The sequence below is a fragment of the Bacteroides salyersiae genome (genome assembly GCF_031172035.1).
Classification (GTDB): Bacteria; Bacteroidota; Bacteroidia; order Bacteroidales; family Bacteroidaceae; genus Bacteroides; species Bacteroides salyersiae.
Window position 1 is genome coordinate 5,464,185 of record NZ_CP133452.1, and the last position, 13,913, is coordinate 5,478,097.

14 protein-coding genes are annotated in these 13,913 nt (G+C 47.5%); all 14 read right to left on the reverse strand.

All coding sequences use genetic code 11. The features are described from left to right. Positions 1 to 279: 279 nt before the first annotated feature. Complete coding sequence (locus RB604_RS20990; RefSeq protein ID WP_010993628.1) at positions 280 to 519, reverse strand: hypothetical protein; 240 nt, start codon at positions 517 to 519, stop codon at positions 280 to 282. Positions 520 to 645: 126 nt separating this feature from the next. Continuing rightward, a complete protein-coding gene (locus RB604_RS20995) occupies positions 646 to 2,583 on the reverse strand; it encodes a ParB/RepB/Spo0J family partition protein (protein ID WP_007482255.1) in 1,938 nt (645 codons plus the stop codon). Between the two features lie 82 nt (positions 2,584 to 2,665). Beyond that, positions 2,666 to 3,676 carry a hypothetical protein gene (locus RB604_RS21000; RefSeq protein ID WP_007482253.1) on the reverse strand — a complete coding sequence of 337 codons (1,011 nt, stop codon included), beginning with the start codon at positions 3,674 to 3,676 and terminating at the stop codon, positions 2,666 to 2,668. A gap of 31 nt (positions 3,677 to 3,707) precedes the next feature. Beyond that, a complete protein-coding gene (locus RB604_RS21005) occupies positions 3,708 to 4,001 on the reverse strand; it encodes a hypothetical protein (RefSeq protein ID WP_044094128.1) in 294 nt (97 codons plus the stop codon). A gap of 469 nt (positions 4,002 to 4,470) precedes the next feature. Then, positions 4,471 to 5,310, reverse strand: a complete 840-nt coding sequence (locus RB604_RS21010; RefSeq protein WP_007482249.1) for an RteC domain-containing protein — start codon at positions 5,308 to 5,310, stop codon at positions 4,471 to 4,473. A 29-nt stretch (positions 5,311 to 5,339) separates the two neighbouring features. Beyond that, positions 5,340 to 6,107: a twin-arginine translocase subunit TatC gene (gene tatC / locus RB604_RS21015; RefSeq protein WP_007482247.1), complete on the reverse strand. Its 768-nt coding sequence runs from the start codon at positions 6,105 to 6,107 to the stop codon at positions 5,340 to 5,342. Between the two features lie 3 nt (positions 6,108 to 6,110). After that, positions 6,111 to 6,302, reverse strand: a complete 192-nt coding sequence (locus tag RB604_RS21020) for a Sec-independent protein translocase subunit TatA/TatB (protein ID WP_172680688.1) — start codon at positions 6,300 to 6,302, stop codon at positions 6,111 to 6,113. A gap of 2 nt (positions 6,303 to 6,304) precedes the next feature. Further along, positions 6,305 to 7,405: an iron-containing alcohol dehydrogenase gene (locus tag RB604_RS21025; RefSeq protein WP_007482244.1), complete on the reverse strand. Its 1,101-nt coding sequence runs from the start codon at positions 7,403 to 7,405 to the stop codon at positions 6,305 to 6,307. Then, on the reverse strand, positions 7,405 to 8,817 hold the full coding sequence (locus RB604_RS21030; RefSeq protein ID WP_007482242.1) for an aldo/keto reductase: 1,413 nt from the start codon (positions 8,815 to 8,817) through the stop codon (positions 7,405 to 7,407). Before RB604_RS21030 ends, RB604_RS21025 begins: the two co-directional genes overlap by 1 nt. A gap of 14 nt (positions 8,818 to 8,831) precedes the next feature. Then, positions 8,832 to 10,322, reverse strand: a complete 1,491-nt coding sequence (locus RB604_RS21035) for a 4Fe-4S binding protein (protein ID WP_007482240.1) — start codon at positions 10,320 to 10,322, stop codon at positions 8,832 to 8,834. A 5-nt stretch (positions 10,323 to 10,327) separates the two neighbouring features. Beyond that, positions 10,328 to 11,464, reverse strand: coding sequence for an NAD(P)-dependent alcohol dehydrogenase (locus RB604_RS21040; RefSeq protein ID WP_007482238.1), 1,137 nt, complete (start codon positions 11,462 to 11,464; stop codon positions 10,328 to 10,330). Positions 11,465 to 11,493: 29 nt separating this feature from the next. Beyond that, positions 11,494 to 12,072 (reverse strand): flavodoxin, encoded by a 579-nt coding sequence (locus RB604_RS21045; protein ID WP_007482235.1) that lies wholly within the window; start codon positions 12,070 to 12,072, stop codon positions 11,494 to 11,496. A 19-nt stretch (positions 12,073 to 12,091) separates the two neighbouring features. After that, on the reverse strand, positions 12,092 to 12,976 hold the full coding sequence (locus RB604_RS21050) for an EFR1 family ferrodoxin (RefSeq protein WP_007482234.1): 885 nt from the start codon (positions 12,974 to 12,976) through the stop codon (positions 12,092 to 12,094). Positions 12,977 to 13,201: 225 nt separating this feature from the next. Continuing rightward, a complete protein-coding gene (locus RB604_RS21055; RefSeq protein WP_007482232.1) occupies positions 13,202 to 13,903 on the reverse strand; it encodes a flavodoxin in 702 nt (233 codons plus the stop codon). Between the last annotated feature and the right edge of the window lie 10 nt (positions 13,904 to 13,913).

Sequence of the window (13,913 nt, forward strand, 5' to 3'; positions counted from 1 at the left end):
TCGCCCGTTTATTCTCCTGCTTTAATTTGGTCGTTTTGAGAGTAAGAACAAACAGCTAAAAGCTATTCTGATATGTTATGTTTCAAAATCTTCTAATCTTATAATTTTCTGTTTTTTATATTCAACCACACAAATTTAGATAAAAATCGCGAGTTTTACACCGACAAGATAAAGAATCTGCTTTTTCTTTAGAGGAAAAGTAGAAAAAAAGTCGGGCAATCCTATAAGGACGGCCCGACTTTTTAATACGGTCACTTGTCAGGTGTGGGGTGTGGCAGGTCAGTCCACCGGTTCTCCGCCATAGCACAGACGGCAGATGTCACTATGGATTTCACGCATGATGTGCTCCTGCATCCGTTTGCTGATGCGGCGGTTCTTGGAACGCATGAACAGTCTGTTTTCTATCAGACTGCAAAACTTCGTGCCTTCCTTGTCCACAATACAGAGTATCTGGTTCTCAAGGAAAAAATCCATGTCTGTGGAGTATTCCACATTCGGGGAGATTCTTATATATTTCATATATTCACGGTTGGGATGATAATTACGGTGGCGGTGTGGGTGGGGTCATACGCCCTTGTTCGTCTTGTCATTTTTGGAAAGAAAAGCCATACCGGATTTTATTTCCGGCATGGCTTTATTGGCATTTTAGGCCGCCTTATCACTTCCAGCGTTCCCTTTTTTCGTTCCGGTGAGTTTCCTCTCCTGCTTTTCTTCAGTCAGCTGCGCTTCGGCTTTTTGTGCTGCCGCCTTTTCCGCTTTCTTCATCTCCTTTATCCTCTCTCCCAAACGTTCGTGCCTTTTCTGATATTCTTCCTCGTGAGTGGCTTTGGCAAGTCCGTACTGGTCGGGGAAGTGCATGTTTGCGAAGTCCCTCAAGAGCTTGGATGCGTTATTGTCTCCGTAGCCGCCCTCGCAGAGGGAGTGGATGATGAAATCGCGTTTGATGACCGTCCTTTGTGCATCCGTCAGTTTGGCTACAATCTTCATCCGCTGTTTCTCGTCCAACGGTATCGGCTGGTCTTTGATGCCGCAAAGCGGATAATGCTTCCTTTGCAGTTTGGTCAGCATGATGAAATAAAGCATTCCGTCCTCGTATTGCGTAAACGGACTTTCGGGATAGTCATTCTCACGGACTATCTTTTTCGTATCGGCAACAATCTTCTCGGTGGAGAGTTGTTTGAAACGCTTGTCCCGTTCCTGCAATGTCTCAATGGTAACGGGGGCGGTTTCCTTCCTGTTTATCTCCACATAGCAAAGTTCGGGTTCTGTCTGTCCCACTTTGACGTACGTCTTTATCCTGCCCTCTTCCTTTTTACGGTTGAGTTCTTCCACCTTTCGGGCGTATTCCTCGTTTTTCTGTTCAAAGGTCTGTACCGCTTGTTCATACTCTGTCGGTTCGGAGAACTGCTCCTTTTGCGGTGCTTCGGGTGCTTTGGGAAATTCCCTTGCCGACACGTTGTAATCGAGTTCTTTGATTTCATGCCCTTTCTTGTCTAATTTTTGGAGTGCCGTGTCGTTACGGCTTCCGTAATAAGGTCGGGCGATCACCAGCTTCGGATCGGATTTCAACAGTTTCTCCGTTTCCTTTGCCACATGCGCTGCGTTCTTGGCTTCCAGACATTTGCGGTTGGTGCAATGTCCGCACCCGTTGTGTTCGGCAAAAAGGTTGTAGTTGGCTGCGTTGTGTGCACACGCCTTGCATTCCGTCTTGTCGAACTTGTATTGTTCAAGGTCGGTTGTGTAATATTTCTCAAAATGTTTCTTGAACAGATTGAGCGTGTAACCGCTCCAATCGTCCCTATTGCCCTGCTTCAGGTGGTTCTCGTACACGTCCTTTTGGATGTTGGCTTCATAGGTGCTTATTTCCTCGGCCACACTGACGGTGATTGTCCCGTTATCCAGCAGTTCACCGATAGGCGCATACAATTCGTTCAGTTTCAAACGTGTATAGATATACTTCTCGCTCCGTCCGAAGCGGCTGGCGAGTGAGTACATATCGTACCTGCCTTTTTCAAGCAGGCGTTTGAAGGCTCTCGCTTCCTCGGTGGGGCATACCTGCTCACGCTGTAAATTCTCGCTCAGTGACATGTCCTCCGCTTCATCGTCCGTTATATGGTCGTATATGGTTGCCTTTATAGTCTTTGTTCCTGCAAGCAGTGAGGCACGGTAGCGGCGTTCGCCGTAGATGATTTCGTAACCGCCTGCCGTGCGTGGACGTACGGCAATGGCCTGCAAGACTCCCACTTCCCGAATGCTGTCCGCAAGTTCCTGCAAGGATGTGTCATTGAACGTCTTGCGGTGGTTGTCCGCACTTGGGTGTACGGCTGTGATGTCAAGGTCTGTTTCAGCCGTTGCCGTTGCAAGCGGTGTCTTGGGCGTGGCTTGCTGCGGTATTTCTTCCACAACGGTGGGAACGGTTGCCGTTTCGGGTGCTTCCGCCACTCCGGCAGTTCTGGGTATGTCCTGCCCACAGATTAATGTCATTGGCTTGGGGATGATTGCCAAAGCGGTTACTTTTGCTGCCGTTTCTTTCTCTGATTTCTGAACTTTGTTGTTCTTCTGTGCATTTTTGTTCGTTTTCATAACTATAATTTTTAATGGGTTGATATTGATTGAATTACTTTCGATAGGCAGGGCGGTTTGTTCCGCCCTGCCTATTCCGTCTCTATACGTTGGCATACGTTGCAAGTGCTTCACGTACTTTCTGTTCCTGCTTCCTGCTGTATATCCATCCTGCACGCCTTTCACCGTTGTAGGTGAGGTTCGCACGGAACAGACCGTTCAAGCCTTTCAAAACGTCCTTTATCGGCTTGGTGTCCCCGAATACGGCTATCGCCTTTTCGCTGTATTCCACAATTTCAAGATTAAGCGTTGAGAGGTCTGCGGATGTTGTCGGCTGTGCTTCGGTTTCCCTTTGCGGTGCTTTTAGACAAATGTTGGCTTCGTCCCCTGCGGTGTGGGCGTATCGCTCAATGAACTTTTCAAGGTCGTAAATCCGCTCTTTTGAAATCGTCCAACCGCTGTACTTGTTACGTCCCAAATACATGCCGTCCCCCATGCTGTAATTTTCACGGTGTTCGTATTCCTTGTCGTTTTCTGCCAAATAAGCCGTTCCCTCAAAATTGGCGGCATATTTGCGCATTTCGGAAAAGAGGTTTCGTGTATGGGTGGAAAAACCTAAAATCACGGTTCTTTCTATACGGTAGTCGTAGTAGTCCGTATAGCTGTCACACTCGCTCACCCGTAGTTCACCGACAATGACGGCTTTCGCATCCAAAGGGATAAGGGGGCGCAAGCGTTCCGCTCCGATTTTTGCGGTGTGTTCGTTCCTCTGCCGTTCTTCCTCCGCTTTTCTGTCATCCTCCGTTTTCTTCTCCCTCGCTTTGGTAAGTAGGGCGGCTGTTTCCAACGGATCCAAAAACTTGGGGTTCGCATCGTCATAATACATGCCTATCCCGAATTTTTCCGACAAGGGCCGGATAAGGTCGGAAGTATGAAACTCGTGTGTCCGCAAATTGATAAGATGATAGGTTATTCCCCACTGGCTGCGGCTTACTTCATACACTACATAGCTGTCGTAGCTGTAACCTTCCAGCATTACCACTTGATTGACTGAAACGGTCTGTTCGTCTCTGTCATAGCTTCTGTTCGCTCCCAATAAATGTACTTTGTTCATAATGAGTTGTTTTAATGATTAATATTTCGTTTCAGAGTATCACGCAAAAAAGGATGATGAAAAGGAGAAGAACGGAAAGGAAAAGGATAGCGGAAAGAATGCGCCACACGGCACGGATGAGGAAAACCACCACCGCCAAAACCACCAACGTGGGCAGAATACCGCCTAACCCCGTCACCACACCACCGACGAAGGCACACACGAAACGCGCTGCCACATACACCATGAAACTGACCAGCGACCACTTCACCAAAATTTTTATGCCGGTTGGAGCGGAGCCGAAGCCTCGTTTCAAATCTTGCTGTATTTCTGTTCTCTTTTTCATAACATTGACTTTTTTTTTATGCCTTGTCGGTGGCTTCACCTTGCTCGTTTCAGGGGGCAGATACGGACGGGGAGAAAATGTGCAAGGCTTTTGGCGAAAAATTTTCAACCGCCCGGCTGGACGGATTGAAAAATTTTCGCCAAAACCCGTAGGGCGCGGAGCGGCCTTGCATATTTTTAGGGGCCCCGGCCGTAGCTTCGCACCCTGAACCATGCAAGGGGAAGTCATGACGGGGTAATAAAAATGAGGAAATTGTTATATGAGGAAAAAGAGATAAGGAAATATAGCAAGATTCGAGAGGATTGCTATCGTCTCAATCAGTATATGACCATTCGCAACATGGTGTTAAGCCCAACCGATTGAAACCGTTTGGATGAGAGTTATTATATAAGGGAAGACTTTCACGTATGGTTATGTGAGAGGTTGGGGCTGAAATTCCCAGACCTACTCAATCTAAAGCCTTAGGTTATTATTTCTTTTTATGCTCTTGTGTCCAGCTTTGCATCCGTTTGGTTAATGCTTCTTTCAATGAATCCAAGAAGGGGGTCTTATTATTACGGATACGCATATCGCTGAATGTGCGTGAATGGTTAGAGTCCAATTCAATATTAAAAACGGTCTGGATATAGTCAAAAAGTTTTGCCAAAGGAATATCACCAAAGACTTTACGGCTATCCCAAGCGTAGATTTGCTCGTAAAGTTCTGTTTTTGTCGCAACCCACGTGATACGGACGCGAGGTAAAGACTGTTCTAACCGGCGATTTTCCAATGCTTCAAGTTCCTTATTCAGATATACCATCAACATCTCGTTAGCTTTCAGCCTGGCGACCTTGAAATCACAATTAGTAGAAAACATCGGATCACGTTCGTAATGGAACGATTCCAGATAAAGAGCCGTGTCAATACGTCCTCGCAAATAATAAATTGAATCCAAATGCGTCAAACCTGAACGGTAATAACGCACGAAATCCGAACGTTTTGTGTTGTAACGATTGATAGCCTTGATTTCATCAATCAGATAAGCCCGCTGTGAATCTACTCCTACCGGGCGATTCATTTCGATATTATAGACCTTACGATAGTAAAGCAATCGGTAGAACAAACGAGGTTTTATTTCTTTGAAGAACTGTATTTCTTCCGCTTCATCTTTGAATGTATAGGAACCAATAAACTCTTTTACCTGTTGAAAAGCATTAGCTAATACTTGTGAGGCTTCAAGAGACTTCTTCATAATATTTAAGTCCGCGGACTCGATTTTTTTCAATTTCTTTTCAATCTCTTTTTCGAGATTATTGATAAACTCATTCATTTCTAATTTAGAACTTTATGATGTTTAGACTATTTTACAATCAAAATGCTAATCTCATACAATACGCACATCGGCAATGCAACCAGTGAAAGCGTAAAAACATCTGACGTTGGCGTAATAATTGCGGCAATCACAAGAATAATCACGATGGCATGCTTGCGGTACTTACGCATGAAATCTGCAGAAAGAAAACCCAACTTTGCAAACAGCCACGATAGTATCGGAATCTCGAAAACAATGCCCATTGCAAGACACATCATCACCAGCGTCGAGATATACGAATCAAGAGAGATGAGATTATCCACCTCGCCACTTACTTGATAGGTTCCCCAAAAACGGAATGTCAGCGGAAAGATCAAAAAGTAGCTGACTAATACCCCCGAGGCGAACATCGCATAGCCGCCTCCGACCACCCGAATTACATACCGACGTTCATTATCATAAAGTGCGGGAGAAACGAACCGGAATAGTTGGTAAAGAATATAGGGCGAGGCGCACAGCACTCCGGCACACAAAGCGGTCTTCATGTGAATGATGAACTGTTGTGCCAGCCCCGTATTGATAAGCCGCACGGAAAACGGTTCTACCGTACTTCCGACCCATGTCGCCATGCTGTCGAGCAACCGATAGGTAACGAATCCGTCATCCTTTGGAGCAAGCACAACGGCAAATAGTTCCTCTTTGAAAAAGAATGCCGCAATGCCGAACACGACAGCCACGGCGACAATTTTCACGATTGCCGTCCGTAGCACGTCTAAATGTTCCCAGAAAGATTGCGTATGCGTATCGGCTGCCATCGGTTATTTCTTTTGCTCGGAATTCTCAACTTCTTTTTCTATGTTGTTCATTCCCTCTTTGAAGGAACGAACGCCTTTGCCGATCCCTTTCATCAATTCGGGAATCTTCTTACCGCCGAAAAACAGCAGCACGACCAATGCGATCAGCAGCACTTCCTGCATACCGATACCGCCAATAAAAAGTGGTGTCATCATCATTATTTGCGAATTAACCCGTTTATCATTTCGAAGATTTCGTTTTCATCAAGTTCCGTATCACAGGGAATACAGCCGACTTGTTCGCGGTTGATTATGCCATCGTAATACATATCCACTCCGAAATCGGAAAACAACGCTACCAGCTTCCTCGAAGATTCCTCTATGGAAGAATCAAAACCGAATACGTCGAGATAATATTTTCTGACATCCTCTTTATGACGTTTTCCCATCGCTTCGAGGAATCTTGGGAAAATAGACGTCAGGCTTCTACGGTAAGAGCTGCCAAATAACTTTTCTGGAAGAAATTCCAACTCATAAATGTCGTATGCGTAAGCCTCTTCCTTTCCTATTCCCAGTCTGGACGAAGTGGAAAGAGATGCGCCCATCATAATAATACTTCTTGTATCAAGGTCATTCGGATTCTTCAATAAAGTCTTCGTCGCTTCGAGTACGTTTTTGATATAAGAAATTCCTGCATCGTAGGACATCCGGTTTTTGTCGCCCAAAATACACGCCGATAGTTGAACCAGTGTAACAAGTCCCGTATATGCGGTCATCTCTTTGTCTAAAGTCAGGGAATATTTGGGACAAAGAATAGCATAGTCGGCCGGTATGCCGTATGCCGTCCCGAAATCGTCCGTCCTCAAATCGACCGATACAGCCCCGAGTCCGTTCTCCGAACCGCTGGACGGATAGGTCGGTATCAATACGAGCGGCAGTCGTTGCAGCCCGTAAGAAGGTTTCCCTTTCAGGTAATCCCACAAATCGGATTCATGGTAAAAGCCGAAAGCCATCAATTTGGCACTATCCATCACACTTGCGCCTCCGGCTCCGACAATCAGGGTTACGCCGTTGGACTTGGCAAACCGGATACCCTCTTGTATTTTGGAAAATTCCCTTGAAGAAGCTCCATATTCCACAAAATGAATGTCGGCATCGGTCAATGTTCGGATTATATCATTGTAGCACCCGTTTCGTTTTACGGAACCGCTACCGTAAACAAACATCACTTTATGCCCTTTAGTCACTTCTGCGATAGTCTCCCGTATATCATTACGAAAGAGCAGTTTCGTATCGTTTCTGAAAATAAAATCTTTCATTATAATGTCTCTTGTTTAAGTTGTTCCACAAAGAAGTTGATTCGCTGCATTTGTGCCGGGATATTGATGCTTTGCGGGCAATGGTGTACGCATTGGTCGCAGCCGATGCAATGGTCGGCCTGCCGCAGTTTCGGCACGGAACGGTCGTAGCCGACGAGAAACGCCCGTCGGGCTTTCCGATAATTCTCGTCCTGCGAAGAGACGGGAACATTCCCTTCGTTGATGCACTTGTTGTAATGTGCGAATATGGCAGGAATGTCCAGTCCGTATGGACAAGGCATACAATATTGGCAGGCGGTACAGGGAACCGACGGGTATTTCAGCATAGTCTGCGCCGTATCTTCCAAGAGTGCCAACTCCTCTTCCGTACAAGGATCGATCGGCGAGAAGGTACGGATATTGTCCTGCAAATGTTCCATATAGGTCATGCCGCTCAATACGGTCAATACCTTTGGAAATGAACCCGCAAAACGAAATGCCCACGAAGCGACGCTCTCTTCCGGGCGACGCTGTTTGAGCCTGCCGTTCAGGTAGTTGGTCAGCGTGGTAAGTCTGCCGCCCAACAGCGGCTCCATGACAATAGCCGGTATATCACGTTTCTCCAACTCGGCATAGAGGTATTCCGCGTTGAAATTCATACCCGAAGCGTGCCGGTAGTCCACATAGTTCAGTTGGATCTGCACGAAATCCCATTTGAACTCATCGTGTCGGGAGAGCAGGTAATCGAACACTTTCACATCTCCGTGGTAGGAAAAGCCCAAATGCCGGATACGTCCCGCTTCCCGTTCTTTAAGCAGAAAGTCGAGCAGTCCGTTATCGAAAAAACGCTCCATCAAAAAGGGCATACCACTCCCAATACCCACGATATGGAGCAGGTAATAATCGAAGTAATCGGTCTGCAAGTCCTCGAACGACCGGCGATACATCTTTACCGAAGCATCGAACAGCTCTTCGGGAGACAGCCCTTGCCCGGCCAGACGGTGGTTCGACATCTTTGTTGCCAGATAATACGAATTACGAGGATGGCGCTTCAATGCTGTTCCGGTGGCTTTCTCTGAAAGCCCGCGACAATAGGGAGGAGCCGTATCGAAATAATTCACTCCATGCGCCAGAGCATAATCTACCAGTCTATTGACTGCTTCTTGGTCGATAACGTCTCCGGTTCCATCCGGCGACGGCATCATGGGCCAGCGCATACAGCCATAGCCGAGTAGCGAAATCTGCTCTTTCGTTTTAGGATCGGTACGATAGGTCATCTTATCGGTCGGGACTTCGCCTTGTGCGCTGCCTCCGATTCCGGCATCCCGAAAGGAACATCCCGCAACCGTCGTTGCAGACACCGCAGTAACTCCGGCTCCCAACCGCTTCAGGAACTCACGCCGGTCTATCCTATGTTTATCTGTTTTTTCCATACTGTTATCTGATTTTATATGATTCTATGGGCTTCGTGTCCCTCGACATAAATGGCACTGAACGGACGTGCCGGACACAGATTTTCACACGCACCGCACCCGATACACCGTTCGGTATCCACCATCGGTATCAAGGGCGAGAAATCATCGTCGGGGATGGAGGGTATCATCGAGATTGCTCCCGTCGGACAATGTCTGGCGCAATTACCGCATTGTACGCCATCTGTCAGGACAACGCAATTCTCCTTTACCCATACGGCATGGCCGATCTGTATAGCGGACTTTTCTTCAGCAGAAACCCGTCGGATTGCTCCGGCCGGGCAAACCTCCGAGCATTTCGTACATTCGGGACGACAATAACCGCGCTCATAAGAAGATTCCGGCTGCATAAGCGTTTCCAACCGAGAGGAAGGGCGCAGCACCCCGTTCGGGCAGACCGACACGCATAGCTGGCAGCCCGTGCAATGGCGATTCATATTACGCAGACTGCTTGCTCCGGGAGGAACGAGAGGAGTCGTGCGCTTCGGAATTTTCTTGTCGAGAATAACAGCCAGTCCACCGTCCACATTCTTTTCCTGCGCTTTGGCCGTGGCCGTACCGAGAAGAAGAGCAACCCCGGTGAGGAAATGGCGTCGGGAAGGATTCTGTTCTTCTGTTTTAGATGATTGCACGGCTGTCCGTTCCCGTCGTCGGGTATAAGAGATGGCCCCGTGTTTGCAGGTCTCAAGACAATCCATGCAAGCCACACAACGCGAATGGTCTATCTCGTGATTCTTGTAGTCGATACAAGACGCCTTGCATTTTCGGGCGCACAAGCTGCACGAGGTGCATTTCTTGGGATCAATGACCGGACGTAAAAGTGCATATTTCGAGAGCAAACCAAGTATAGTACCTACCGGACAAACCGTATTGCAGTAGGTACGTCCGTTACGCCATGCCAAGACAAATAACAGGATACAAGTAACAATGGCTATAATGAATGTCGGCAGGCTTCTCATCCAGACCTCCGTTTCATAAAAGGTGTAACTTTCGGCTCTCTCGGCAAGGTAGGCCAAGAGGTTGTTTCCCCATCCATAAAACGGAGCCAGTAAATTCTGAGCAATCCGACCGTAAGCACTGTACGGAGCTATCAAGGCGACCAGCGAACCTGCGCCTGCTGCTATCGCCACGAGTAAAAGAGCCAATGCACCGTACCTGATTCCGGATTTTGCCGGAGAATAGGAAAAACGGTTTTTCCCTTTTTTACGCCGACTGCCTACCCACGAAACAATATCCTGCATGACACCCAGCGGGCAGATGACGGAGCAATAAATGCGACCGAAAAGCAGTGTCAGCACAACGAGTAGAGCCACGACACCTACATTCAAGGCCAGCAGAGCAGGTAAGAATTGTATTTTTGCCATCCATCCCATCCATGTATGCCACCCTCCCGTGAAGTCGAGAAACAGCAACGTGACAGACACAAAAAAGATGATTGCCAGTATAAGCCTTATTTTCCGCAACATAGCTATCATTTAAGGGTTTGCATATCTATCACATACCTGAACTTCACATCTCCGTCCACGGCCTTCTGATAGGCTTCGGTAATCGTTTTTCCGTCTGCCGGAATAATTTCGACTTCGGGATAGATGCCGTTGGCGACCGAATAGTCCAACATCTCCTGCGTCTCCTTGATTCCCCCAATCTGGGAACCGAAAATCTTGCGGTTGGAGTTCATCACGATGGCGTTTACCGGAATACTCGGCATATTGGCCGCCGAGGGGATTCCGACGATAGCGAGCTGACCGTCCAGCTTCAACATTTTCACATACATTACCGGATCATACTTGGCGGGAATGGTGGAGAGAATGAAATCGTATTGCTTGTTCAACCCTTGCAATTCATCGCTGTTATTCACATTGACATAACGGGTAGCCCCCATGCGTGCGGCATCCGCACGTTTTGCTTCCGTTACATCGAATACGGTCACATCGGCTCCCAATTTCACAAGATACTGCACGGCCAAGTGTCCCAACCCACCGAATCCGGCGACACCGACCTTGTCACCTTTCTTGACACCTACATTACGGATAGGCGAATAGGTCGTGATTCCGGCGCAGAGCAGCGGCGCGACTTTCTCGATTTCGGCATTTGCCGGAATCTTGATGGCGAAGTCTTCCGCTACAACGTAGTTGTCTGAATAACCGCCCTGCGTCGGTTCATTACCGTTATAGCGGTCTATGTCGTGGTAGGTCATGATGGCCCCTTCCTTGCAATACTGCTCCAGATCATGCTCACAAGCCTCGCAATGACGGCATGAACCGATCATGCACCCGATACCGGCATAGTCGCCTACCTTGAATTTCGTGACGTTGCGGCCTACTTTCACCACACGTCCGGCAATCTCGTGTCCGGGAACCATCGGGTATTTTTCAGGCCCCCAATCCTCGCGGACATGGTGGATGTCACTATGGCAGATACCCGCATAGAGAATTTCAATCTGGATTTCATTATCACCGACAGCGTGGCGGGTAAATGCGTATGGTTTGAACTGACCGTCGTTCTTGAAAACGGCGAATCCTTTGGTCGGCACGCCTCCGACACCTTGTGCCGAGGCTGTCATTGTGCATACTGTACACATGATTGCTAAAATGATATTTCGTTTCATATTGATATTATTGCTTATTCTCATTGGTGTTATTGGATGATATGGATGTCACGCAGCCAACTTTCTACGCCACCGCCCGTATAGGTACGCAGATGAACCGAAGCGGGCGTCACCTCATGAATCTTGTCGATGGATTGCTGGAGATACTCTGTCGAGCCGTAAGTAAAGAACGGGATAACGATCTTGCCGTCGAGGTCGTAGTTTTCGAGGAACGTACAGACGACCATTGCCGGATTGTGCCACCATATCGGCGAACCGACAAAAATCACATCGTATTCGTCGATACTTTCAGGCAAATTGCCGACGCCGGGACGCAGGTTGTTGTACGATTCGTTCTGAATACGGTCGCTGTCGTCATAGGGATTCGAGGCATAAGGTTCAGACGCCTCGATGCGATAAACATCCGCACCGGTCGCCGCCACAATCTCCTCGGCTCTCCGCTGGGTATTGCCCGTAGCGGAAAAGTAAGCCACTAAAATTTTGCGGCTACCATCATATTCGATCTCATCGGAAGGATAATCCGCATCGAAATCATCCTTGTCACACGCGCTTGCCAGCGTCATTACAGCCAGTGCCATAAATACATAATAAAAAAATGTTCGTTTCATAATCCTATCGTTTTTGAAGTTATTGTCTATTAGCTCTTATAATGTCATTCAGTGAAATATCCGGATGGCGGTATCGCGCATCGGGATTTTTCTCTCCCGCACGGAGTGTGATGGCTTTTTGCGGACAATTCTGAACGCAGGAGAGGCAATATTCACAGGCTCCTTTGCATTGAACACCTTCGCCCGTCAAGGTATAGTTCCGGCGCGGGCATACCTTTACACAGATTCCACAGCCGATACAGTTTTCCTTGATGACAAGCAACTTTTCGGCGGAAGGGGAAAGAGTGTGTCCCGCACGTTGCATGAACTCGGCGTGCTGCTGTTGTTCCTCTTCGGTAACGGGTTGTATCCAGTGCTTGCGTGCCTGTATGTCCTGCATGATTTCGGCAATTTGCTTGTCTTCCTGCTTGTCGATTTTTACCTGTTCATTCATATCGAATGACGGGAGAAAGTTATCCACCATTTTCAGGGTGGTGATATAGTCGAAGCGCGTCCCGTTTTCTGTTGCCAGATTGTTCCACAATTCGGTCGCGCTGCACTTGCGGTTGCCGTAGGTAAGGATGGAAAACAGGTAAGGGGCTTTCAGCCGGGCTTTCCGAATAAACTCCTGCACCATTTGCGGGGCAAGATGTCCGTAAATGGGGTAAACGATACCTATTTCATCCGCCTCGAATTCCAGCTTGTCCTGCCTGATAATCTGCGGAATACTCAACGGATTTTCCGCGAATTTCCGAGCCACGTAGAGGCAGTTTCCGGTTCCCGTGAAATAGAATACCAAACGTCTCTTTTTCTCTTCCGTACAGGACGTGATAGAGGAGAGCCCGGATGCGGTCAATGCCAACCCTGCCAATGTAGTTCCCATACATTTGAGAGCTTCTCTTCTGGTTATTTTTTCATTGTTCATATTCGTATTAAAACTACTTGTAATTCATTTCTTTATCTGATGCAAAATTACGTCAGACCAGCAAGGAAGACCTTATATGAATTACGGATTGGCGTATAATTATTACAGATTGAAATTATACTTGAAAAAGTATCCTCATTTAACTTTATATATCCCTTATTAAGCAAGTTACCCGGCCGGAAATCCGGTCGGGTAACTTATTGGATAGGTTTGAACCGTTATCACTTATTCAGCCATTCCGATTCTTTTCAGCCAATTCAATACATTGGGTTTCGCTTCGCTGACATGGTCACGGGGAACTGCATAACCATCCAACACGGAGGCTTTAGGCTCCAACTCCCGTATGGTCTTGATGGCATCCGAGAAACGACTGCCGCCATGCGTACAGAAAGGGATAACAGTTTTATCGCTGAAGTCGTATTCATCAAAGAACGAGTAGAGTGGCATCGGCATATCGTACCACCAGTTGGGGAATCCAATGAAGACCACATCGTAGTCATTGAGATTTTTGATGTGTGTAGCCAGCTTCGGACGGGCATTGTTGTCTATCTCGACCTTTGCCGCATCGATCAATGCCTTATGCGAGCCGGGATAGGTGTGTACGGTCTTTATCTCGAAAAGGTCGCTGCCCGTAGCTTCACTGATGACGGATGCGATGTATTGCGTATTCCCCATTACTTTACCATTGGAAACAAGGCGGCTGGCTCCGGAAGAAGCATCCACTCCATCCGTTTCGGGAACGGAGAAATAAACCACCAAAGCTTTTCCTTTAGCATTTTGAGAGGTAGATTTTACTTGTTGTCCGGATAGGGATTGCGCTACATTTGTACTTTCCGATACGGACTCGTTCCCGGCAGCCCAACAATAGGCCGTTATCGTACAGGCAATGATTGCCAGTACACTCATTGTTATAATTCCTTTTTTCATTTTTTACTTG

Bases quoted from the DNA above. Each gene is read 5' to 3' on its own strand.
- RB604_RS20990 (WP_010993628.1), bottom strand. From the start codon at position 519: ATGAAATATATAAGAATCTCCCCGAATGTGGAATACTCCACAGACATG.
- RB604_RS20995 (WP_007482255.1), bottom strand. From the start codon at position 2,583: ATGAAAACGAACAAAAATGCACAGAAGAACAACAAAGTTCAGAAATCA.
- RB604_RS21000 (WP_007482253.1), bottom strand. From the start codon at position 3,676: ATGAACAAAGTACATTTATTGGGAGCGAACAGAAGCTATGACAGAGAC.
- RB604_RS21005 (WP_044094128.1), bottom strand. From the start codon at position 4,001: ATGAAAAAGAGAACAGAAATACAGCAAGATTTGAAACGAGGCTTCGGC.
- RB604_RS21010 (WP_007482249.1), bottom strand. From the start codon at position 5,310: ATGAATGAGTTTATCAATAATCTCGAAAAAGAGATTGAAAAGAAATTG.
- tatC (WP_007482247.1), bottom strand. From the start codon at position 6,107: ATGGCAGCCGATACGCATACGCAATCTTTCTGGGAACATTTAGACGTG.
- RB604_RS21020 (WP_172680688.1), bottom strand. From the start codon at position 6,302: ATGATGACACCACTTTTTATTGGCGGTATCGGTATGCAGGAAGTGCTG.
- RB604_RS21025 (WP_007482244.1), bottom strand. From the start codon at position 7,405: ATGAAAGATTTTATTTTCAGAAACGATACGAAACTGCTCTTTCGTAAT.
- RB604_RS21030 (WP_007482242.1), bottom strand. From the start codon at position 8,817: ATGGAAAAAACAGATAAACATAGGATAGACCGGCGTGAGTTCCTGAAG.
- RB604_RS21035 (WP_007482240.1), bottom strand. From the start codon at position 10,322: ATGTTGCGGAAAATAAGGCTTATACTGGCAATCATCTTTTTTGTGTCT.
- RB604_RS21040 (WP_007482238.1), bottom strand. From the start codon at position 11,464: ATGAAACGAAATATCATTTTAGCAATCATGTGTACAGTATGCACAATG.
- RB604_RS21045 (WP_007482235.1), bottom strand. From the start codon at position 12,072: ATGAAACGAACATTTTTTTATTATGTATTTATGGCACTGGCTGTAATG.
- RB604_RS21050 (WP_007482234.1), bottom strand. From the start codon at position 12,976: ATGAACAATGAAAAAATAACCAGAAGAGAAGCTCTCAAATGTATGGGA.
- RB604_RS21055 (WP_007482232.1), bottom strand. From the start codon at position 13,903: ATGAAAAAAGGAATTATAACAATGAGTGTACTGGCAATCATTGCCTGT.